Raw genomic sequence first — 19,101 nt, forward strand, 5'->3', positions numbered from 1 at the left:
GCTAAGTTTAGAGGCTCCAGCTATTTCCCAGTTTCTTTGCCATCTTCGTATATCCAGCACATTCTTTCCGGATTTTTTACAAATATGAGATAAACCATTAGCAGCTGTGTATACCCGCACAGCTGATCACACAGGTGCATCTTACTGATTACTAAATTACTATGTTGGACTTCTTTTTGAGCCGCGACACCAACTGGCTGTTTGAAACTGCCATGGACAACCCCGAATTGGCTCCGTCCGTGGTTGAACTGCTCTTCCTAGAAGAGATTAAGTACAACGTTCGTGACAGCTCAATCTTAAAACACGACTATCATCTGACAAATTTAAGACAAGTCTATGTTGACACTCTCCGGTCTAAAGACCCGGGGCAGGATAGTAGTTATCAATAGTGCTAAGATAATAAGTTGCACTATATATAAATAGTTCATGTAGGGTGGGCAGTGCTTGATACAGATCAGATCAGCTGACAAAGCCCGTTGCTAGGCACTGCCCACCATCGGTGTAGCCCCAATCGGAATCTGATCGGATTGGCCGTTGGCCACGCGGGGCGCGATCGCACTTCCCAATTCCATTAAATTAAAACCAAAAAAAATAGCCGTAGAAATACTATCCACGGCTATTTCACTGCTGTAAACCCTATGTCATATCTATCAGTTTCCGAATCAATCCGCATGTGATCCTACGCGAACAAATCGGATCCTTTGACCGGGGGGGGAAACCCCCCCAGAAATTTAACCTATTAACGCCAAGTCCGATACTTGGTTGCAAAACTAATTACTTCCCCTGGAATACCCGTCGGCTGCAAAGGGCTCCACTCGGAAACATCTGCATACCCCAGTACATAAAGGCCGTAAATAGTATTAGTTACTGCTTCAGGAGAACCCTTAATATACTTAATACGTTTTTTCTTCGGCTTAGAATCATCAGCATTATTGTCTTGATTCGGAATAAAGTCTGTAGACATGACTAAAAAACTCAATTACGTTTATAATGATTATTGTAATGATTATAGTTTAATTTTTCAAGGGTTTTGAAAAATTTTTTTTGGGGAGGTAATTTTAGGAGAAATTGTCAGGGTGGGCAGTGCTGAATAGGGATCACCTTAAAAAGCCCCTTGCTAGACACTGCCCACCTTACGATTCATCTAGCTTATGTAGGCTGGGCAGTGCTGAATATATATCCTCTTAAAAAGCCCCTTGCTAGACACTGCCCACCCTAGGATTCATCTAGTTGCTCTTGTTGTGTTGCTGGATCTGGACTAAACCATTCTATTACCTTGTCATTAAGAAGTCCGCCAAACAGCCAAGCCCCTAATCCTACAAATAAGGTCGCTATTATGCTGATCAGAGCAAGTTTATTTGAGAGAGTCCATTCCCCATTTCTGGGGTTCGGTGTAGGTCGTGGGTCGGGTTCAGGCTTATTATTAGTAGGTGGTTGGAGATCTGGTGTGATCTTCCCTAAATCTATATCATAATCATCAATTAAACTTGATACCTCAACTGTGTTATAGGGAGGAATATCACATTTATCCGTATGCTCACCATAAGCAATCCGCTCTCTTAATTTATCAAATTCATAGAAATGAGGATTTTGACTGTTTTTACAAGTAGAACAATTACAGGGGATTAACTTACTACACCTCAATCGGTTATAAGACTCATGGATCTTATCTAGTTCGTTAGTAACAATAGTCAACCAGTCTCGTTTATGTCTACCAGTAACTCTAATTTTAATTTCTGGCTGTTCGTAAGATTCAATTACTTCTGCTTTGGTGTTATCTTTGTTTAAAATAACACCACTTTTCCACACATATTGCTGCTGGTAAATCCACTTATGCATTACTACAATAAACCGAGTAATAATACCTTTCGGCATGAATTCATAGGTATAGCGGAGAATTAGATTGTCAGATTCATCCCAATCATACTTAGGTTGATTTAACGTTAGTAGTTGTGGCGCGATGTAGCTATCTTTCCTCCCAGGGATTAGATAGCAAAGTTGAAACTTGATCATCAATTGTAGCAGTTCATCCTGCATATAAGCATATTTTTCTTCCGACCAAATTTTTTCTAAATCAGCGCGGTTAAAGCAACCTAGATTGCGACTAACGTCATCGTTATCCAGCACTTTATATACAGCATCAGTACCCCATTCCGGTTTGAGAATCACCGTTTTCTTTAACAGAGGGTCATCTTGAAAATGCAAACACACTCCCAGATCGTGTAGGTACCCGCTTAACTGTAATTTATCCTTGTATAAAGTAAACCCATTTTTTGAGCAGATCCTTAGATATTCCTCCAGACTGATGTGATTACGGCTATCTTCTTCTAAAGCTTCTCGGACTTGTTTCCATGTTCTAGGTAAAGCTGCTTCCTTGATGTGGGGGAGGTTGCTAATATCAAATTTAATTTGGGTAAGAATATCCTCTAAACCTCGGTTAGTCGCTAGGTTGGTTGCTAGGGTTTTTTTCAGATTGGTAAACTGTCCCCGTAAGGCGCGCTCGTTTATTTCTCTATGACGATCTTGTTTCTCGTTCTTGATAATTAAGAGAGGACTGTTGTCGCTTAAGAGTTCTACTATCTTAAGCCAGTAGTGGAAGTCTGTGTCTTCTTTCCTGGTATCTGCTACTAGGGTGTAAAGGGAACGTTTGGTCAGGAAGAATTGATGGGTGGCGTGATAAATTTCTTGTCCCCCAAAGTCCCAGATATTAACCCGAAATTCTCGACCGTTATCCAGTGGAAATTCCCATTGGATAATGTCAATTCCTTCGGTAGATTTTTCGTTTTCCTGTAGTTGATAGTCTGGGTTTTCTATCTTTTTGGCTAGTGTTGTTTTTCCAGCACCTGCTTCACCGACAATCAGGAGTTTTGCTTCATAGATATAATCTTTTCCTTCTTTCAGTTGTCGGAAATAATCTCTGATTGCTTCAATACCATTTTTTGCAATTTCTATTGGTGGAGTTTCAAGGGGATTTATCCTTAAATCAAGCTGGGTTAATTTGGTAAGCTTGGTGATGGAGTCTGGGACTGTTTTTAATTGATTATCGCTTAAATCAAGCTCGGTTAAGTTGGTAAGCTTGGTGAGGGATTCTGGGACTGTTGTTAATTTATTATCGCTTAAATCAAGCAGGTTTAAGTTGGTAAGCTTGGTGAGGGATTCTGGGACTGTTGTTAATTTATTATCGCTTAAATTAAGCTCGGTTAACCTAGATAGGTTTCCGATGGATTCTGGGACTGTTGTTAATTTATTATCGCTTAAATTAAGCTGGTTTAATTTGGTAAGCCTACTGATTGACTTTGGGACTGTTATTAATTTATTACTGCCCAAATCAAGCTGGGTTAAGTTAGTTAGCTTTCCGATGGATTCTGGAACTGTTGTTAATTGATTATCGCTTAAATCAAGCTGGGTTAATTTGGTAAGTTTAGTGATAGATTTTGGGACTGTTATTAATTGATTTTTACCAAAATCTAACTGGGTTAAGTTAGTTAGGTTTCCGATGGATTCTGGGACTGTTGTTAATTTATTATATTTTAAATTAAGCTGGGTTAAGTTAGTTAGGTTTCCGATGGATTCTGGGACTGTTGTTAATTTATTACCTGTTACATTAAATTGGGTTAAGTTAGTTAGGTTTCCGATGGATTCTGGGACTGTCGTTAATTTATTACCTGTTAAATTAAGCTGGGTTAAGTTAGTTAGGTTTCCAATGGATTCTGGGACTGTTGTTAAGTCATTAAAGCTTAAATTCAATACTTCCAACTGTGGTAAATTAAAAACTTCAGTTAGGATTTCAGTTAACTGTTCACCATCGTACGAAACCAAAGCCCTGCTTAAATCTAACTGTTTAAGCTGCTTCTCTTTTGCTTCTCTTATTCTATAAACAATATGTTTTGGTACAGCCATTTTTATCACTTATTAATTAGAAATTATAGCGGTTTTAAATAAATTATAGCGGTTTTAAATTAGGTGAGGTACAATTTTTTTTAAGAAACAGGGAGTAGGGAGCAGCGATGCAGCGCGGTCTTGGGGGTTTCCCCCATGAGCGACTGCATCAAGACGGGAGCAGGGAGCAGGTAAAAGGCAAGAGGCAAGAGGCAAGAGGCAAGAGGAACCCACCCCTAACCCCTCCCAGGAGGGGAAGGCAAGAGGCAAGAGGTAAAAAATCCTATGTACCTCATTAAAATAAAAACTGCTATACTTATCAAGTTCGTAGGGTGCGTTAGGGACGGGGGAGCGATGATTGTAGTGTTAGGATAATCCCTCCCGTAACGCACCATCCAAACGGCAAAAATGAGATGCACCCTTTCAAGAATACCAAATTTTAGCATATAACTAATGTCAGAAGTCACAATTAACTTACCTGAAGACGTTTTTAGTGCCCGTCGCCTTCCCCCAGAAGAATTTGTGCAGGAAATGCGGCTTGCTGCTGCTATCTACTGGTATCAAAAGCGGGAAATCTCGATGGAAAAAGCAGCCTCCGTCGCTGGGTTAAACCGTAGGGACTTTCTTGCCGCCCTAGCCCGGGAACAAATTGATGTCTTTGCTGTTGACTTTGACGATCTAGAGCGTGAGTTAAACCGTGGCTGAACTTCCTGCTATCAACACCTGCTCACAGATAAAAAAGTTATAATTTGGGCGTTGCGTCAGTCTTTGAATGAATAGGAGTAGAGTGGGCATCCTGCCCGCCCGAAAATAAGGAGGAAACTGGCAAGATGCCAGTTCTACACAAGATGCCAGTTCCACGTCTGATGCCCATTCCACCTGACTCTTAAAATCATTCCATTATTAAGCAACGCCATAATTTGAGTCGAGTAGTAACTCACTAAAACGAGATTTGTCTCTGAGTAATGCTGAGAACAAAATGTTGGTATCAACTATAACTGGTTGGTTTTGTCCAATCACAATTTACTACTTATCAAGTTTAGATTTCACCTTAGACCAAACCGTAGAGTCAATCTCATTAGCTAATTCAGCCGCCACCTCTTCTGTAAGTTGACTGCGCTGGCTGATTGACTTGAGTTCAAGATAGTTGAGGAGTTGGGTCAGTTGCTGATAATCAATTGCTGTCTTATCAATCTTGATGATGATCGTTTGGTCATCAACACTAAGATTGTAATAAGGATTGTTAGACATAAGTTATAATCCAATACAGTAGTATTGTAGTATATTCCATATAAGTAAGCATTAAGCTATCAGCTATCAGCTATCAGCTTATGCGCTAATTGAGGTACTTTGCGAACAGCTTTTGAATAAGCGATGCAGCAAGGGAACAGGTAAGCAAAAGTTTAATCTGAGTTACGTTACATCCATTAAGCCTGTGCCACAAAGCATCTCAAGTAGCGTGGCCTTTGGCCAAGGCCAAGGGTTTTCCCCAGACTTTCAATTTTATTTTAAGCTGAATGCTGATAGCTGATAGCTGAATGCTTACGCCGATTCAAACCGCTAAGAATTGCTGAATCACATCCTGGCTCAGTTCACTAGTCGCCCCTGATGCCACAATTCCACCCTTCTGCATGGCATAGTAGCGGTCAGCTTGTCGGACAAAATGTAGATGCTGCTCCACTAAGAGCACGGAAATCCCAGTGGTTTTAATAATCCGCCGCACAGCTGCTTCAATTTCTAAAATAATCGACGGTTGAATCCCTTCCGTGGGCTCGTCTAACACTAATAACTGAGGACGTCCCATTAATGCCCGTGCGATCGCTAATTGTTGCTGTTGTCCACCACTCAAGTCACCACCCATCCGGGACAACATTGATTTTAAGACTGGAAACAGCTCAAAGATACTGTCTAGGATGTCGTCTTCAGCCTTTCTACCCCCTCGACGTGCTTCTAAACCCAGCAACAAATTCTCTTTCACCGTTACCCGAGGGATAATCTCCCGCCCTTGGGGCACATAGCCAATCCCTAATCTGGCTCGTTTATCCGTCGATAGTTTGGTCAGCGGTTGACCAGCAAAGGTAATGGTGCCAGTGCGGGGTTTGAGTAATCCCATAATCGTTTTGAGTAGAGTAGTTTTGCCCACACCATTCCGTCCAATCAGGCAAACCATTTGTCCTGCTGGTACATTCAAATCTACATTTCTGAGAATGTGGCTTTCACCGTAGTAGACATTTAAATTGGAAATTTGCAGCATAAGAGTTTTTTAGAAGTTAGAAGTTAGAATTTAGAATTTAGAATTTAGAATTTAGAATTTAGAATTTAGAATTTAGAATTTAGAATTTAGAATTTAGAATTTAGAATCGGAAATCGGGAATCGGGAATCGGGAATCGGGAATCGCAAAAATCCCGATATAGTAGATTAACTCTTGCCTATTGCCTATTGCCTATTGCCTATTGCCTCTTGCCTCTTGCTTCTTGCCTCTTGCCTTCCCCTCCTGGGAGGGGTTAGGGGTGGGTTCCTCTTGCCTATTGCCTCTTGCCTCTTGCCTTCCCCTCCTGGGAGGGGTTAGGGGTGGGTTCCTCTTGCCTATTACCTATTACCTATTACCTATTGCTAGCATGCCTCTTGCCTTAAATGCTATAACACTTTACCCTTTACCCTTCTCCTACTTCTGCTTCCAAGCTTTTTACCACTTCTGCTGGCAGATCCAACAGCTGCACCAAGTTTTGGTAAGCCGCTGCTTCAGCATCGTTAATTTTTGGTTCGGTAGGTGTACGGGAACTTGATTTAATCACTTCATAAGCCAGCTTTACGATTAGTTTTCGTTCTTCAATAGTTTCTATGTCAGTAGTCAACTCTTCGATGGAAACATTAAGTGCTAAATAATTTTGTAACTCTTGTTGTAATTGTTGCTTTTGTTCTGCATCTGTAGCAAACACTTCGCTAAAGCGAGATATCATCACATCAATTTCTTCTGGTGCCAGATTACCATCAGACCAAGCCATAGCAGACACAATCCGTAGCATTTTCATTTGCTGTGCTGTAATCGATGGCTTTTGTCCTAAATACACTTCAATCACGCGGGGGTCATTTTGGACTTGATCCATTGTGCCTTCACACAACACTGAACCCTGATGTAACACGGTTACTTGACTAGCAATCTGGCGCACGAATTCCATATCGTGTTCAATCACAATAATGGAATGACTCTTAGCTAGAGCTAACAGCAAATCTCCGACATTTTCTGTCTCTTCATCGGTTAAACCAGCCACCGGTTCATCTACTAGTAATAAATCCGGAGACTGAGCCACTAACATCCCAATCTCTAACCGCTGTTTTTCTCCATGGGAGAGTAACTCCGCCAGTAAATTCGCTTTTTCCACTAAACCAATGGTGTGCAGCAAACCAGCTACTGTCCGTTTTTCCCCGGGTAATGTACGTCCAAACAGGGTGGAAAACACATTCTTATCACGATTGCAGGCTAAATCTAAGTTTTCCCGAACCGTTAGATTTAGGTAGACTCGTGGTGTCTGAAATTTTCGACCAATGCCGAAGCGAGAGATTTGGTGTTCCGATAAGCCTCGCAAATCCCGTCCCTTAAACAACACCCGTCCCTCCGTTGGCTGTACTTTCCCAGTCACTACATCCAGAAACGTAGTTTTCCCAGCACCATTAGGACCAATCATCACTCGCAATTCCCCAGCATCCATACTGAAATTAAACTGGTTAATTGCTTTGAAGCCGTCAAAACTTACGGTTAAGTTATCAATTTCAAGAATTTTTGATTTCATTTGTAGTTTGCTAATGGTTAATGACTTTAGAAGTTGTAAGCTATCAGCTATCAGCTATCAGCTATCAGCTATCAGCTATCAGCATATGCTTAGATGGGCTTTTCCCCAGACTTTCAATATCTCATGAATCTCGTATAAAATTCTCTCGTTTGCGTATCGGCGCACGCTACGCTGGGTTTATTTTAAGCTGTTCGCGTAGCGTGAGCTTTTAGCTCACGGCTGACAGCTGACAGCTGACGGCTGAATGCTCCCTGCTCCCTACTCCCTTGCTGTAATAACCATGCAATGGAAATCAAGACCAGCTTAATGACCAATCTCTTCTTTTTCCCGTTGGACTAGTGGGTCTTTTTCTAGGCTGGGATAAGTTGTTATCACTGGTTTTTCGGTACCAAAAAGCGATCGCATTTGTTCAATTCCCTCGTCTCGCAACCAGCCGACAATACCATTAGGCAGTACTGTCACTACAATTAGGAACAGCGCGCCCTGGAAAAATAGCCAAACTTCGGGAAATTGCTCACTCAACAAGGTTTGACCTAGTCGGACTAATAAAGTACCCAGAATTGCTCCGACTAGAGTTCCTCGTCCTCCCACAGCCACCCAAATCACCATCTCAATGGAAAACGCTACTTCCATATAGCTGGGGGTAACAATCCCTGATTGTACCGTATAAAGGGCTCCAGCCACTCCAGCGATTCCCCCAGAAACCGCAAATACCAGGACTTTGAATCCGGTAGGATCGTAGCCAGAGAAACGCACCCGATTCTCATCATCCCGTATGGCAATTAACAACCGACCAAAACGTCCACTGGTTAACCAACGGCACAATAAGTAGATCAGAACCACACACAGGATACTAATTTCGTAGAAAGCTAACTGAGCTTGTTTGGAACTTACTAACATCCCAAACAGGGTTTCTGTATCAGTTTTTAACCCATTAGTACCATTAATTAGCTTTTGCTGTCCATTGAAAAAATTGAATAAAACCAGCAGTGCGGCTTGGGTTAAAATCGAGAAATAAACCCCTTTAATCCGGTTACGAAATACCAGATAACCCAGCAATCCAGCCACGATACTGGGAATTAAAACAATAGCAATTAGGGTAAAAGGAAAGGAATAAAATGGTTGCCAGAAGAATGGCAGTTCCTTTACACCATAGAGGGTAAAGAATTCCGGTATTTCTCCTTCTGGTAATTGCAGTTTGAGGTGCATAGCAAAGGCATAGCCCCCCAACGCAAAAAATATACCATGTCCTAGACTCAGCAGTCCGGTATACCCCCAAATCAGGTCAATCCCAATCGCGACAATAGATAATGACAAAAAACGCCCCAACAGCTTGAGGCGAAAATCCGGCAAAATCACTGGCATTAATAACCCGAAAACTAGAGCAATTCCTACGATTGCTACTATTTCTATAATTAACTTTCGTCGCCGCTGCTTTTTAATGGCTTGTGTTCTAGATACATAGGTCATAATTTCTGAAAATAGCAACTATAGCATTTATCAATTTGGTGAGGTACTTTAGCAAAGGGAGTAGGGAACAGGGAATCGGGAGTAGGGAATCGGGAGTAGGGAATCGGGAGTAGGGAATCGGGAATAGGGAATCGGGGGAATAAAATTGACTGTACCTCATAAATGTTGAAAACGCTATAATTCCGCCGTGCGTCCTTTTTGTGGGAATATTCCTGAAGGTCTCACTTGTAAAAAAGTAATAATTAAAGCGAAGACCATAACTTTTGCCATACTGGTGGTCGCAAAGAAGGTAAAGAAGTCCGTTACCGGTTTAAGAAACTCTACTGGCATCAACATAAAGGCTATGCTTCCCGAACCAATAATATAGGTAAGTGTACCAATTGCTAGGGCGGCTATTATGCTTCCGAATAAGTTTCCGACACCGCCAACCACCACCACCATAAAGGTATCGACGATATAATTTTGACCAGTATTGGGACCGACAGAACCTAGTAATGTAATCGCACAACCTGCTACACCAGCTAAACCAGAACCTAGGGCAAATGTTAACGCATCTACCTTTTGTGTAGGGATACCTAAGCAAGCACTCATACTGCGATTTTGGGTAACAGCTCTAATTCGTAATCCCCAACTGGAGCGATTTAAGAACCAGTAGGTACCCAATAGACAAATAATCGTCAAAATAATGATAAAGATCCGGGCATAGGGCAATTGGAAGTTACCAATCGGAAATCCCCCTTGAAGCCATGCCGGTGCAGTCACGTCTACATTTCTGGCACTAAACCAAGGTCGAGTAATTCCCCGTTGACCCGTTTGTCCTAACAACACCCCAGTTACGATCGCAATTCCTAGAGATAAGAATACCATCAAAGCCATCGTCCAATTGCGAATTCTCTGCCAATCTAAACGACGGCTGAGAACCCACCTTGACCCAAAAAACAGCAGGCAAAATACCGCAATTCCAATCACCAATACCCAATTTACACTGCGGACAAACTGCCGCAATATCAAACTTACCCCCCAAGTAGCGAGAAGGGTTTCCAAGGGTCGCCCATATAGATAACGAATGACCCCCCTCTCCAATACCAGTCCTACCAACGCTGCCACCAGAAAAGCCATGGGCAGGGCAAATAAGATGTAGACATTAAACAACGAATCGCCAAAAAAGGCTTTAAAGGTATTTTGGACAACATACGTTGTATAAGCGCCCAACATCATTAACTCGCCATGAGCAAGATTAATCACGCCCATCAGTCCAAAGACAACAGCTAGTCCTAGGGCAGCGATCAGTAGCACGGAGCCAATACTAATCCCGTTAAAAATTCCTTCTAAAAGTGGCAGCACAATTGAATTAAATATGAATTATGAAGGATGAATTATGAAGGATGAATTATGAAGGATGAATTATGAAGGATGAATTATGAATGGTGAAAACTACTTGATTTTTATGTTTTTGAAGTTTATAGTAAGCACTCAATACTCAACTAACAAAACTCAATTTTAAATGCCTTAAGGCGCGCTTTCCAATGGCCGGGGAACCCGGCCTTGGGTCGCGCCTGTAGTTTACTTCATAGGTCATAATTCATCCTTGATCACTTATGCTTTCTCCTTTTTGTACTTCCCTCCCTTATTGGGATCGCTCCAGTCACACCCATACCCTTTCGTTTCTGCTACATATTGATTCCAGGGGATGGGAGGAACGGGTTTAGGTGTGGATGAGACAATTTTGAACTGACCATCGGCTTGGATTTCACCAATGCGCACTGTCTTAGAAATGTGATGATTTGGATACATCTCTACTGCTCCTTCTGGTGCGCCAAATTTTTGACCGATAGCAGCTTTGCGCACAGGCTCTAGGTCAGTAGTTCCAGCTTGCTCTACCGCCTGCTTCCATAGGTAAACCATAATGTAAGCCGCTTCCATGGGGTCGTTGGTTACCCGGTCTTCGCCATACTCGGCTTTGAAGGCTTCCACAAACTGCTTATTGTCGAGGCTATCAACAGATTGGAAGTAGTTCCAGGCGGCGTAGTGACCAATTAGAAATTCTGGACCAATCTGCCGGACTTCCTCTTCTGCAATACTCACCGACATCGTGGGATATTTGTCTGGAGTGAGTCCAGCACCTTTGAGTTGTTTGAAGAAGGCGACGTTACTATCCCCGTTGAGACTGTTGAAGATTACGCCACCATTTGGTAGTGCAGCTTTAATCTTAGAAATGATCGGGGTAACTTCTGTATTACCAAGGGGAAGGTAATCCTCGCCCACGGTCTCTCCACCCAGGGCTTTGAGTTGCTCCTTAATAATCGTGTTAGCGGTACGAGGGAAAACATAGTCCGAGCCCACTAAGAAAAACTTTTTGCCCTTGTTTTTCAGCAACCAATCTACCGCTGGCTCAATCTGCTGATTTGGTGCAGCACCTGTGTAGAAAATATTCTTGGAACACTCCTGCCCTTCGTACTGCACAGGATACCAAAGCATATGGTCTTTGGATTCAAACACTGGTAGCACAGCCTTACGGCTAGCCGATGTCCAGCAACCAAAAATAGTAACAACTTGATCCTTATCAATCAGTTTGGCAGCTTTCTCAGCAAAGGTTGGCCAGTCAGACGCACCATCCTCAACAATAGGCACAATTTTCTTGCCTAATACCCCCCCGGCTTCATTAATCTCCTTGATGGCAAGCTTTTCAGCTTCCACCACAGTGGTCTCACTAATTGCCATAGTACCGGTCAGGGAGTGGAGAATACCCACTTTGATCGTGTCTTCACCACTAGCATCTGAACTCTCGGTGGCTGTGGAGCAAGCCTTCAACAGAAGACTAGTTCCCAATGCCGCTGAGCTATAAAGCAGAAATTTACGTCGTCCTAATCCACTTACCATACTTTCGTACAATCCTCTACCAAATTTAGGCGTAGCCTCATTGAAAAAATTGCGAAGCTAGGGTGTGATATTAGACCTAGGATTGCAAGTAAACTGTTAATTAGGATACAAAAAAGCTAAACTTTCGATCAGTTCATGAAAAATTGACATTTTTTAACATTTTTTAACATTTTTTTGAATCAGATCTACCCATGCTGAGCACTATCTATTCACATTCTGTTAATGAACTCTTTACAGCCTGGATAAGCAAAACCTCCTTTACAAAAGCAAGAGAGAGCAGGCGAAGCCAGGACCGGTTACTATGGTTCAATAACCTCGAAAAAAGCCTATTTTTGCCTAAAAATATAATATTGCCGCCATTAGGCATCATCTATTCAAGCTTTATTGCTCAACTTCTAAACTTACGGTTGTCTTGTAACCTATTGTCTTGTAACTCAGTGTACAGATTGACCATAAGGTTGATGTATTAATAAACACTAACGACTCATGCGCTAACATTTGGCGAGATTTAAGCTTTGTCAGGGGAGGATTTCCAAGGATGTCACACTGGATGTCACCCGAACTCAGGGGCATCCAGAATCAACTGGATCAATCAATTCCTAGCCAGTGCGAGCATTCGGCAGAAAGTTTTTGTTGGCTATGCACTCTCCATTGGTTTGGCCATTTTGGGAACAACGACTGGATTAGGGATTGGCCAGCATTACCAAAAGTCAGCACTAGCTGAACTCACTCGTGCCCAAAAACAAGAACATCTGCTGAAGAATTTACAAATCGCGATTTTAGACCTACGTTCCTATCCCTACTTAGGTGCGCTTTCCGTGATGGCGAGCAATCCCTCGCCATCACGGGTCGCACCTCCTGTTGCTGTGCCCTTGGAAGACCTACAGCCGCTTCAAGAGAAAATTGACCAAGCTCAGCAACTGCTGTTGGAAGCGCAACGGTTTGTCAGAGAGTTTGATACCTGTTCTAAAACAAATACCAATCATTTACTGGATTTACTCAAGACCTACAGGATAATTATTGATTCCTACAACACTCTCATTCAATCCCTGTTGCCGGAAAGCGCACCTGATGATCAGCTTAAACTTGCCCAAAGGCAACTGTTGCCACAGAACAATCCTGAATTAACCACTGCCCTAGAACGCTTTTTTGAGCAGTCAGACCAGCTGATTAGAGCAGCTCAAGTCAAACAGCAGCAAGGGTTGAGCGCCCTTAACCGTGCTGATCAGTTGTGCTTTGGGATCATTGTCAGCAGTATGATCGCCTCAGTTGCGATCGCAATCCTATTAGCTATTCATACCAGTAATGCGATCGCACAGCGAATCAAAAGCCTGACTGAGATCACCGAACAGGTCAAACAGGAGTCTAACTTTACCCTGCAAGCACCAGTCACGACCCGAGATGAAGTGGGTGTGTTAGCCACTTCTCTCAATCAGCTGATTCACGGTATGGCTGACTACACCCAGGAACTCCAGCAAACGGAAATCCAGCTGATTCAAAACGAAAAAATGTCCAGTTTGGGTACTATGGTTGCTGGTATTGCCCATGAAATGAACAATCCGATTAACTTTATCTACGGCAATCTGTTCTTTGCCAGCGATTATATTGAGGATTTACTCTCTCTGGTGGAACTCTATCAGCAGTATTATCCCAACCCTGACCCAGAGATTAAAAATCGGCTCGAAGAGATTGATCTGGAATTTTTGGCCCAAGACTTGCCTAAAATCATCGCTTCCATGAAAGGCGGAGCTGAGCGCATTCGTGAAATTGTGCTTTCGATGAGGAATTTTTCCCGATTGGATGAAGCCGAGATCAAACCGGTTAACATCCATGAAGGAATTGACAATACCCTCGTTCTGCTCAGCAACCGCCTCAAGCCAGGGATTGAGGTGATCAAGCAGTATGGGGATTTACCTGTGGTGGATTGCTACCCAGCTCAACTGAATCAGGTATTTTTGAGTATCTTGGAAAATGCCCTTGATGCCATAGAACAGGATGCTACAGAACACAAGGCTATAGAACACAAGAGTGTCGAATCTTGCCCATCCCCAGTCTTCACCATTCGGATTCAAACGGAGCTAGTTGATCAAAACTGGGTAGTTATCCGAATCGCTGACAATGGCCCTGGGATTGCCGCAGCCATTAAAGACCGGATATTTGACCCATTTTTCACTACCAAAGACCCAGGCCAGGGAACTGGCTTGGGACTCGCCATTACCTACCAAATTATTACCCAGCATCGAGGAAAAATTGAGGTGGCTTCAGAACCAGGTCAGGGAGCCGAGTTTGTCATTAGTTTGCCAAGATAAAATCTGAAAACCTCAGGTGCGATTGACCCATTAAGAATTAAATTCGCCACAGGTCGCACCTTCTGCGACAAGGGTTAAGTAAAGGTAAGCTATCAGCTATCAGCCGTCAGCAGTCAGCTAATCAACGGTCGTAAACAAGAATCGGGGGTGCTGGTAGCACAGGCTTCTAGCTGGTGGCACAAGCTTCGACGCATCGGACCAAACCCATTAGCTGATAGCTGACGGCTGAATGCTTACAAGTAAAGAATTCCTATTACTTATAGGGTTTCGTGCGCAGTTGAGCCTAAGTCCTGACAGCGTACCATCAACAGTCAACTATATAAGTAATATTTTGTATCAAGGACTACAAACACCTGGTCAGAGGTTTGTTACTTTCATCCATTAGACTGATGACAGGTGTGAGTGAGAACAATGAATAAACAATTACGCGCGATGTTACTGATGAGTCCATTGATGTTGGTATCCCAATGGGCAGCATCCAAGGTCGCGATCGCACAAGAGGTTTCACCAAACCTTGACCCAGTAAACCTGGGGCAAATGCCTGCACAATCAAAGCAGGTGTCAGTTGATAAACTGATCAAACAGAGTAAACAAGAGTCAGCTTCCATGGGTCAAGTCACCAGTGTTTCCCAACTGCGTGATGTATCTCCTGGAGACTGGGCTTATGAAGCGCTACGGAGTTTGGTAGAGCGCTACGGTTGTATTGCAGGATATCCCAATCGCACCTTTCGCGGGAATCGCGCAACAACCCGGTATGAATTTGCCGCTGGTTTAAATGCTTGCTTGAACCAGATTGAGCGTTTAATTGCTGCGTCTACCGCCGATTTTATCACTCGTGAGGACTTAGAAACCCTGCAACGGCTGATTCAGGAGTTTGAATCAGAATTGGCTACTCTCGGTGCACGAGTGGATAACTTAGAAGGACGGGTGGCATTTTTAGAAGACCATCAGTTTTCTACCACCACCAAGCTAGAAGGGGAAGTGGTCTTCTCTATTGCCAACGCCTTTGGTGAAGACAGTGACAACCAAGTCGTGTTCCAAGACCGGGTACGTTTAGCGTTTGTCTCCAGCTTCACCGGTAAAGATGCCCTCTACACCCGTCTGGATGCCGGTAATGCAGCTACCTTTGATGGCACAGACCAAGGTGCCTTTACTTACAGCTTTGACAGCGGCAACGACCTGGGTATTGGTTGGCTAGCCTACTACTTCCCGATTGGGGATAATATTGATGTCTATCTGCCAGCTGCCTTTCCCCTTTGGCAAGATTTTGTCCCCACCATCAGCCCCTACCTGGATGACTTCACTGGCGCTAGCGGTGTTCTTTCCAGCTATGCTGAATCGAGCCCCATCTATAAAATTGGTTTAGGCGCAGGTGGTGGACTAGGCATCAACTTTAGCCTCGCCGATGCCGTAGTATTGAGTGCAGGTTACTTTGGTGGCAATTCCTTTGACCCCTCTGAAGGTCAGGGTTTATTCAACGGTGAGTTTTCTGCCTTAGGTCAGCTGACATTTTCCCCTAGCGACAGCTTTCAGTTAGCCTTCACTTACGTTCGTGCCTACTTCAATGACTTTGATGATGGCAACGCTATCTTTGATACGGGTGTTGGAACTGAAAACGCCAGGGCACCCTTTGGTGATGGAGGAGATGTCACAGCAAACACTAACTCCTACGGCGTAGAAGCCTCTTTTCAATTCTCTCCCAATTTAGTAATTAATGCCTATGGCGGCTACACCGATGCTGAACAAGCTTCTGGTGGCAACGGTGATGCTGAGATTTGGTACTACGGTCTAGGACTGGCATTACCAGACTTTGGCAAAGAAGGTAACTTACTTGGTATAGTTGCCGGTTCTGAGCCTTATGTTGGTGGTGATGATGATACCGCCATTCATGTTGAAGGCTTCTACAAGTATCAGGTAAATGATAATATCTCGATTACTCCCGGATTAATCTGGATTGCTGCTCCCTTTGGAGACAGTGATAACGAGGATGTCGTGATTGGTGCTCTTAGAACTACTTTCAAATTCTAAGACCTGATCCCAAGTCCGGTTAATCACTTATAATACTGTAGAACCCATGGCTTTTCATGACTTGAAAATTGAAAATTGAAAATTGTTAACTTTCAAGTCACGAAAAGCCAAAAATTATAAGAAGTTAACCGGGCTCGGTATTAGCAAATTATTAGTAATATCATGTCCGCTTGAATACTTATACTAGGGGCGAAAGCAAGGCATTTGGCATTTGGCACCCACCCCTAACCCCTCCCAGGAGGGGAATGGCAGAAGTAAAGGAGTAAGGTTTCAAGGGATAAAGTTTTTTATAACTAATTATCCGAACCTGATATAAGCATATGCTAATAGCTAATAACTGAGAGCTGATAGCTGATAGCTGATAGCTTACAATTATTGAGACGTCTTAAGATTTTTTTCAGTTTGTTTAAACTTGTTTAAGCCGCTTCAGCTAGCTAAAGATTGTCGCTATCGCGTGGATGAAATCGATTACTACTCCAGTCCCTCAGATATGTGGATAGCATTGCCAGTAATGATTTAGAAATTGCTGTCAATGCTTGATCTTATCGAATTATTTATTGTTAATTTGCTTGAATTATTGTAACTAATAAGGTAGTGAGCGCTCACTGTCTCAGGAATTGCGATCAGAAATTGCGATCGCTTCTTTGTCCTCTATGCATAATCCTGGTCATTTGTCAATCAATACCGGGTATTAAGCTTTTTTAAGATTTTTGTTCTTGCTGTTTAAGCTGGTTACCCTTGGTTCTACTATAAATTAATAACTTAAATCCAGATCGACCTTTCCCCCTCATCCCCACTAAGCCGACTTGGCTAGTGTAGTCATACCTGATTATGGTTAGGGGGAAAGGGTAAGTTTGTAGCAACATGATCACAATAAAAAAACCGAGCCAGCAATTAATGTTGGTTCAACTTAACAAAAATAAACAAATTAATTATATCAATTCTGAAATAACTTCCCAATCTAAAAGTTGGAAACAGCTTAGGTGGTTAGATAATAACCTAACCCAGACTAACCTGGTCTGGCGGTTGTGGGTTATTTTGATGATAGTAGTTACTCATCATTTAAGCAATCCTAGACAATTCCAATCCTAAGGCTGAACAACTTTTCGGAAGCTTCTAGCTTAGACCATTGATTGATTAGAAAAAAATTTTAATTTTAGTCCTGGTGAGTTGTTAGCTTTCCAGGATTGGCTGGTAACTCAATAACTATAGCTCCAGTCAATTTGTTCGTTAACCGGTGCTCATTCTCTAACCAACATAATTTTAACGTGAACTATACAGCAATTTAGTGGGACAATGATGGCTATATATCAAGACCGGGAAGCCTTTATCCCTTACCGTCGAACCGATTTGATCGAACTTTGTCTTGAAGATGGAAAACTTGACCCTACCAACTCCCAGAAGTTTCGGGATTTTTGCGAAATTCTGTCAGCCTATTATCATTTTAACTTCCATGAAACCCTGGAGAATTTAAAGGATAACTTTGCTCCCTTTAATCCTGATGCTGACACCAAGTCGATCAAGGAACTGACTCCAGATCAGAAGAGTGAGAGGGAAACTAAATTGATATCGACCTTGACAACTCTCCTGAAAAGTGCAAATTACTTTTCCTTACCTAAAAATATCCTGGAACAGGCTGTGTCAGAACACTCATTGATTGAACTAAAGACTGAGATAGATTTTGATGACTTTGAAGAACTAGTTTGCTATGGTAGAGGAGACAAATCTAAAATTTATTTTTTGAACAAACTTTTAAAACCAACTGAACAAAACATTGAAATCTATGAACGAGTAGTTTTATTGATTAAATTCAAAGATAAATCTTATTTTGAATCAAAAACTTCTAAAAAACTGAAAAATCTCAACTTTGTTCCCGGTAAAATTTATGTTTATCTCTATGGCAATATTCCCAAATTTGATCTAGAATTCTTATTTCCAAATGTTCAAATAGGAATGACCTGGAAAGACCGCCTATTATTTGGTTTACCTGCCATTGGAGCTGCCATTCCTCTTCTGGTCAAAGTTCTACCCCAACTTATCTTTATCCTGGGAATAATTTTGTTCGCTATGGGAGTGGAAAGCTTCAGAATTGACCAAGAAAAATCCCATGATATTATGGCTGTACTGCTCACTACTTTATCTGTGGTGATCGCCTTCGGCGGATTTGCATTTAAACAGTACACAAGTTATCAAAATAAGCAGATTAAATTTCAAAAAAGTGTTACCGAGACCCTTTTCTTCAAAAATTTGGCCATTAATGCTGGTGTGTTTAAGTCTTTGATTGATGACGCTGAAGAAGAAGAATGTAAGGAGATTATTCTAGTTTATTATCATTTATTAACTAGTAAAAAGCTACTTAACCCTAAAGAGTTGGATAACCACATTGAAGCATGGATGGATGATAAATTTGACACCAAAATTGACTTTGATATCAATAATTGCCTGCGTAACCTCGAAGAAATAGAGGGCAAAATTGTAAAGGATAACCTAGAACAAGGGAGTAGATGTCCAATCCCTCTGCTGACCTATGATCACCAAGGTCGTTGTCAAGTCTTACCCCTACAGGAGGCTAAAACCTTGATCGATTATGTTTGGGATAATGCATTTGGTTAACCATCTTTAGTCTCCTCTAAGATTCATGGTTCATAGTTCATAGCAACAGTACTAATCAAAACTAATGAACCATGGACAATTAACTATGGATAATTAACCAGCCCACAACCCCCAGAAAAATCGGTTTGGA

At 42.3% G+C, this 19,101-nt stretch carries 19 protein-coding genes; 7 read left to right on the plus strand and 12 right to left on the minus strand.

Translation table 11 applies throughout. The annotated features are described in order from the left end of the window. Nucleotides 1–176: 176 nt before the first annotated feature. Nucleotides 177–389: a hypothetical protein gene (locus F6K64_RS18230; protein WP_131827246.1), complete on the plus strand. Its 213-nt coding sequence runs from the start codon at nucleotides 177–179 to the stop codon at nucleotides 387–389. Nucleotides 390–479: 90 nt separating this feature from the next. Here the strand turns inward: F6K64_RS18230 and F6K64_RS18235 are convergent, their stop codons facing one another. From F6K64_RS18235 to F6K64_RS18245, 3 genes are all read right to left on the minus strand, one after another. After that, nucleotides 480–614 (minus strand): hypothetical protein, encoded by a 135-nt coding sequence (locus F6K64_RS18235; protein ID WP_008188569.1) that lies wholly within the window; start codon nucleotides 612–614, stop codon nucleotides 480–482. Between the two features lie 125 nt (nucleotides 615–739). Further along, complete coding sequence (locus F6K64_RS18240) at nucleotides 740–964, minus strand: hypothetical protein (RefSeq protein WP_008188571.1); 225 nt, start codon at nucleotides 962–964, stop codon at nucleotides 740–742. A 251-nt stretch (nucleotides 965–1,215) separates the two neighbouring features. Next, a complete protein-coding gene (locus tag F6K64_RS18245) occupies nucleotides 1,216–3,900 on the minus strand; it encodes a COR domain-containing protein (protein WP_287265965.1) in 2,685 nt (894 codons plus the stop codon). Between the two features lie 107 nt (nucleotides 3,901–4,007). On the opposite strand from F6K64_RS18245, the gene F6K64_RS18250 reads away from it, so the two are divergent. Next, nucleotides 4,008–4,178: a hypothetical protein gene (locus tag F6K64_RS18250; RefSeq protein WP_287265967.1), complete on the plus strand. Its 171-nt coding sequence runs from the start codon at nucleotides 4,008–4,010 to the stop codon at nucleotides 4,176–4,178. 154 nt (nucleotides 4,179–4,332) lie between these two features. Next, the gene (locus tag F6K64_RS18255) at nucleotides 4,333–4,584 is read left to right on the plus strand and encodes a UPF0175 family protein (RefSeq protein ID WP_071104102.1); all 252 of its coding nucleotides are present in this window, start codon (nucleotides 4,333–4,335) and stop codon (nucleotides 4,582–4,584) included. Here F6K64_RS18255 and F6K64_RS18260 read toward each other — a convergent pair. From F6K64_RS18260 to urtE, 3 genes are all read right to left on the minus strand, one after another. Further along, on the minus strand, nucleotides 4,570–4,758 hold the full coding sequence (locus tag F6K64_RS18260) for a hypothetical protein (RefSeq protein WP_287247764.1): 189 nt from the start codon (nucleotides 4,756–4,758) through the stop codon (nucleotides 4,570–4,572). The two genes, F6K64_RS18255 and F6K64_RS18260, sit on opposite strands and share 15 nt — an antisense overlap. A gap of 147 nt (nucleotides 4,759–4,905) precedes the next feature. Continuing rightward, complete coding sequence (locus F6K64_RS18265; RefSeq protein WP_287247766.1) at nucleotides 4,906–5,130, minus strand: hypothetical protein; 225 nt, start codon at nucleotides 5,128–5,130, stop codon at nucleotides 4,906–4,908. A gap of 301 nt (nucleotides 5,131–5,431) precedes the next feature. Then, nucleotides 5,432–6,133 (minus strand): urea ABC transporter ATP-binding subunit UrtE, encoded by a 702-nt coding sequence (gene urtE, locus F6K64_RS18270; protein ID WP_287247768.1) that lies wholly within the window; start codon nucleotides 6,131–6,133, stop codon nucleotides 5,432–5,434. Nucleotides 6,134–6,305: 172 nt separating this feature from the next. On the opposite strand from urtE, the gene F6K64_RS18275 reads away from it, so the two are divergent. Then, entirely contained in the window at nucleotides 6,306–6,449 is a 144-nt protein-coding gene (locus F6K64_RS18275) for a hypothetical protein (protein ID WP_287265969.1), read from the plus strand. A gap of 85 nt (nucleotides 6,450–6,534) precedes the next feature. On the opposite strand, the gene urtD is transcribed toward F6K64_RS18275, so the two are convergent. From urtD to urtA, 6 genes are all read right to left on the minus strand, one after another. After that, on the minus strand, nucleotides 6,535–7,671 hold the full coding sequence (urtD, locus tag F6K64_RS38955; protein WP_287265970.1) for an urea ABC transporter ATP-binding protein UrtD: 1,137 nt from the start codon (nucleotides 7,669–7,671) through the stop codon (nucleotides 6,535–6,537). A gap of 182 nt (nucleotides 7,672–7,853) precedes the next feature. Further along, the gene (locus F6K64_RS18285; protein ID WP_267872103.1) at nucleotides 7,854–7,985 is read right to left on the minus strand and encodes a hypothetical protein; all 132 of its coding nucleotides are present in this window, start codon (nucleotides 7,983–7,985) and stop codon (nucleotides 7,854–7,856) included. Next, the gene (gene urtC / locus F6K64_RS18290) at nucleotides 7,975–9,141 is read right to left on the minus strand and encodes an urea ABC transporter permease subunit UrtC (RefSeq protein ID WP_287247773.1); all 1,167 of its coding nucleotides are present in this window, start codon (nucleotides 9,139–9,141) and stop codon (nucleotides 7,975–7,977) included. Before urtC ends, F6K64_RS18285 begins: the two co-directional genes overlap by 11 nt. Beyond that, nucleotides 9,125–9,301, minus strand: a complete 177-nt coding sequence (locus tag F6K64_RS18295; protein WP_287247775.1) for a hypothetical protein — start codon at nucleotides 9,299–9,301, stop codon at nucleotides 9,125–9,127. Before F6K64_RS18295 ends, urtC begins: the two co-directional genes overlap by 17 nt. A gap of 14 nt (nucleotides 9,302–9,315) precedes the next feature. Beyond that, the gene (locus tag F6K64_RS18300; RefSeq protein WP_287247777.1) at nucleotides 9,316–10,485 is read right to left on the minus strand and encodes an ABC transporter permease subunit; all 1,170 of its coding nucleotides are present in this window, start codon (nucleotides 10,483–10,485) and stop codon (nucleotides 9,316–9,318) included. 252 nt (nucleotides 10,486–10,737) lie between these two features. Continuing rightward, nucleotides 10,738–12,021: an urea ABC transporter substrate-binding protein gene (gene urtA, locus F6K64_RS18305; RefSeq protein WP_008188596.1), complete on the minus strand. Its 1,284-nt coding sequence runs from the start codon at nucleotides 12,019–12,021 to the stop codon at nucleotides 10,738–10,740. 515 nt (nucleotides 12,022–12,536) lie between these two features. On the opposite strand from urtA, the gene F6K64_RS18310 reads away from it, so the two are divergent. The 3 genes from F6K64_RS18310 to F6K64_RS18320 all read left to right on the plus strand — a co-directional run bounded on the left by F6K64_RS18310 (nucleotide 12,537) and on the right by F6K64_RS18320 (nucleotide 18,971). Further along, the gene (locus F6K64_RS18310; RefSeq protein ID WP_008188598.1) at nucleotides 12,537–14,330 is read left to right on the plus strand and encodes a sensor histidine kinase; all 1,794 of its coding nucleotides are present in this window, start codon (nucleotides 12,537–12,539) and stop codon (nucleotides 14,328–14,330) included. 411 nt (nucleotides 14,331–14,741) lie between these two features. Further along, nucleotides 14,742–16,358: an iron uptake porin gene (locus F6K64_RS18315; RefSeq protein WP_287247781.1), complete on the plus strand. Its 1,617-nt coding sequence runs from the start codon at nucleotides 14,742–14,744 to the stop codon at nucleotides 16,356–16,358. 1,299 nt (nucleotides 16,359–17,657) lie between these two features. Continuing rightward, nucleotides 17,658–18,971: a TMEM143 family protein gene (locus tag F6K64_RS18320; RefSeq protein WP_008188605.1), complete on the plus strand. Its 1,314-nt coding sequence runs from the start codon at nucleotides 17,658–17,660 to the stop codon at nucleotides 18,969–18,971. The last annotated feature ends 130 nt before the right edge of the window (nucleotides 18,972–19,101 follow it).

The sequence above is a fragment of the Moorena sp. SIO3A2 genome, assembly GCF_010672265.1.
Taxonomy (GTDB): domain Bacteria; phylum Cyanobacteriota; class Cyanobacteriia; order Cyanobacteriales; family Coleofasciculaceae; genus Moorena; species Moorena producens.

Coding starts and splice junctions, on each gene's coding strand:
- urtD (WP_287265970.1), bottom strand. CDS start 7,671: ATGAAATCAAAAATTCTTGAAATTGATAACTTAACCGTAAGTTTTGAC.
- F6K64_RS18320 (WP_008188605.1), top strand. CDS start 17,658: ATGGCTATATATCAAGACCGGGAAGCCTTTATCCCTTACCGTCGAACC.
- F6K64_RS18240 (WP_008188571.1), bottom strand. CDS start 964: ATGTCTACAGACTTTATTCCGAATCAAGACAATAATGCTGATGATTCT.
- F6K64_RS18245 (WP_287265965.1), bottom strand. CDS start 3,900: ATGGCTGTACCAAAACATATTGTTTATAGAATAAGAGAAGCAAAAGAG.
- F6K64_RS18295 (WP_287247775.1), bottom strand. CDS start 9,301: ATGAGGTACAGTCAATTTTATTCCCCCGATTCCCTATTCCCGATTCCC.
- F6K64_RS18255 (WP_071104102.1), top strand. CDS start 4,333: ATGTCAGAAGTCACAATTAACTTACCTGAAGACGTTTTTAGTGCCCGT.
- urtE (WP_287247768.1), bottom strand. CDS start 6,133: ATGCTGCAAATTTCCAATTTAAATGTCTACTACGGTGAAAGCCACATT.
- urtA (WP_008188596.1), bottom strand. CDS start 12,021: ATGGTAAGTGGATTAGGACGACGTAAATTTCTGCTTTATAGCTCAGCG.
- F6K64_RS18315 (WP_287247781.1), top strand. CDS start 14,742: ATGAATAAACAATTACGCGCGATGTTACTGATGAGTCCATTGATGTTG.
- urtC (WP_287247773.1), bottom strand. CDS start 9,141: ATGACCTATGTATCTAGAACACAAGCCATTAAAAAGCAGCGGCGACGA.
- F6K64_RS18250 (WP_287265967.1), top strand. CDS start 4,008: ATGCAGCGCGGTCTTGGGGGTTTCCCCCATGAGCGACTGCATCAAGAC.
- F6K64_RS18265 (WP_287247766.1), bottom strand. CDS start 5,130: ATGTCTAACAATCCTTATTACAATCTTAGTGTTGATGACCAAACGATC.